3 protein-coding genes are annotated in these 2,685 nt (G+C 66.3%); 2 read left to right on the top strand and 1 reads right to left on the bottom strand.

Annotation, left to right across the window (positions count from 1 at the left end; genetic code table 11):
• Nucleotides 1-1,202: MmgE/PrpD family protein (locus D3H34_RS31615; protein WP_147400548.1), on the top strand; the 1,202-nt coding region annotated here is incomplete at its 5' end.
• A 29-nt stretch (nucleotides 1,203-1,231) separates the two neighbouring features.
• Here the strand turns inward: D3H34_RS31615 and D3H34_RS31610 are convergent.
• A complete protein-coding gene (locus D3H34_RS31610; RefSeq protein ID WP_119558752.1) occupies nucleotides 1,232-1,774 on the bottom strand; it encodes a class I SAM-dependent methyltransferase in 543 nt (180 codons plus the stop codon).
• A gap of 163 nt (nucleotides 1,775-1,937) precedes the next feature.
• Between D3H34_RS31610 and D3H34_RS31605 the strand changes: the two genes are divergently transcribed.
• The coding region (locus D3H34_RS31605; RefSeq protein WP_119558751.1) for a 3-hydroxybutyryl-CoA dehydrogenase at nucleotides 1,938-2,685 on the top strand (748 nt) is incomplete at its 3' end.

Raw genomic sequence — 2,685 nt, 5'->3', positions numbered from 1 at the left:
CCGCGCAGGCCCTGGTGCTGGGCTCGGACATCCGCGTGGACATCGCCAATGCGGCCTTGATCAATGGCATCAGTTCCCACACGTTCGACTTCGATGACACCCACCTGAAGACCATCATTCACCCTGCGGGCCCCGTGTGCTCCGCGGTGCTGGCGCTGGCGGAAAAGCTGGGCTCCACGGGCCGCGAAGTGATCGACGCCATCGTGCTGGGCATCGACGTCTCATGCCGCGTGGGCAACATGATGTACCCGGACCACTATGACCGCGGCTGGCACATCACGGGCTCCACCGGCACGCTGGGCGCCGCGGCCGCCTGCGCGCGCCTGCTCAAGCTCGATGCGGACCAGACCCAGATGGCGCTGGGCATCGCAGCGTCCCAGCCGGTGGGCCTGCGCGAACAGTTCGGCACCATGACGAAGCCATTCCATCCGGGTGCTGCGGCCAAGGCCGGCCTGATGTCGGCGCTGCTCGCCAGCGAGGGCTTCACCGCCAGCCCGCGCGCGCTGGAAGCGCCGCGCGGTTTCGCACAGGTGGTCTCGACCAAGTATGCGTGGCATGAAATCACCGATGAACTGGGCCGGCGCTTCGAGATATCGTTCAACGCCTACAAGCCGTTCGCCTGCGGAATCGTGATCCACCCCAGCATCGACGCCTGCATCCAGCTGCGCGACAGGGGCGTGACTGCCGGGAACCTGGAGCGCCTGGAACTGCGTGTTCACTCCCTGTTACTGGAACTCACGGGCAAGAAGGAGCCCAAGGACGGCCTGCAGGGCAAGTTCAGCGTCTATCACGGCTGCGCCGCCGGCCTGATATTCGGCCAGGCCAGCGAAGACCAATACGCCGACGACATCGTCAACCGCGCCGACATGGTCGCCACGCGCGGCAAGGTGAATGCCGTGGTTGACAACGCCATCGACGAAGCGGCCGTGGAAGCCACGGCCTTCCTCAAGGATGGGAGCAAGGTGCATATCCGCGTTGAACACGCGATCGGATCGCTGCAGCGCCCGATGACCGACGTGAATCTGGAGGCGAAGTTCAGCGACATGAGCAACGCCATCCTGGGCGCAGGCCAGACCCGCAAGCTGATGGACGCCTGCTGGTCACTGGCCAAGGCGGCGGATGTGCGCGATGTGGTCCAGCTCGCAACGCTGCGGGGCACGCATTCGGGCCAGGCCAGCGAACGGGCCGCGGCGACTGCGTAATTGGCAGGCCACAACGGCCTGGCAGCCGCTCAGGTCCTGGCCAGACTCTGCAACACCCACACCCCCGCCGGCGGTGCGTTGCGCCACACCACACAGCTCCGGTGCCAGCGGAAATCCGCGGAGGCCTCGAAAGGCGGGCGCGGCTGGTAGGTGAACTGGACCAGCCTCGAGCCCGGAACTCTGCGCAGAAACCGCTCGATGCTGTCCACCGTGGCTTCGTGCAGGTCCTGCGGCAGCGAGCGAAAGGGAAGGCTGGACACCACGGCCGCCGGGCCGGGGCAGGCCAGGCTGTCCAGCACCTCGTGCGCCGGGTCCTGGCGCACGTCCAGCCCGGGAAACCGGGCTCTCAGTTGCCGGGCCAGACCGGGCTGGATTTCGACGGCCACCAGCGAGGCCTGGGGCAGGCGGCTGCGCAGTTCCTTCGTGACGGGGCCCGTGCCCGCGCCCAGCTCCACGACGTGTTGCACCTCGCCGGCGGCGCGGACCATGGCCAGCGCCAGATAGCGCGACGACGGCATGACCGCGCCGGTCAGGCCAGGGGTTTTCAGCAGATGCATCCAGAGCGCAGACATCGCAAGAGTATGCGCCAGGCTCCGGGCGTTGCGTGAAAAATGCAGTGCGTCCTGGCCCGATCGCCGCTGCGCCCGCACGCCCATGCCGGCTTTCCCAAGCCGGGGCCGCCGCCGATTCCCGATACCATCACGCGGTCCAATTTACTTTGTGGAGACTTTCCAAATGGCGATTCAAACTGTCGGGATCATCGGCGCAGGCACCATGGGCAACGGCATCGCGCAGGCGTGCGCGGTCTCGGGCATCGATGTGGTGCTGGTGGATATCTCGGATGCAGCGGTACAGAAAGGCCTGGCCACCGTGTCCGGCAGCCTCGACCGGCTGATCAAGAAAGAAAAGATCAGCGAAGCCGACAAGGCCGCGGCGCTGGCGCGCATCAAGACCTCGACGCGCTACGAAGACCTGCAGGCCGCGCAGATCGTGATCGAGGCCGCGACCGAGAACTTCGCGCTCAAGGTCAAGATCCTGCAACAGATCGACGCGCTGCTCGCGCCCGAAGTGATCCTCGCATCGAACACCTCGTCGATCTCCATCACCCAGCTCGCCGCGATCACCACCCGCGCCGACCGCTTCATCGGCATGCACTTCTTCAACCCCGTGCCGATGATGGCGCTGGTGGAGATCATCCGCGGCCTGCAGACCAGCGACGCGACGCATGACAGCGTCAAGGAACTCTCCGTGCGCCTGGGCAAGAGCCCGATCACCGTGAAGAACGCTCCCGGCTTCGTCGTCAACCGCATTCTGGTGCCGATGATCAACGAAGCGTTCTTCGTGCTGTCCGAAGGCCTGGCCACGGCCGAGGACATCGACGCCGGCATGAAGCTGGGCTGCAACCAGCCCATAGGCCCGCTGGCGCTGGCCGACATGATCGGCCTGGACGTGTGCCTGGCCGTGATGGAGGTCTACCTCGAGC

The organism is Acidovorax cavernicola, assembly GCF_003581445.1.
Note: the sequence above shows the minus strand (reverse complement) of the source record. Positions and strands in the feature narration are given on the sequence as shown.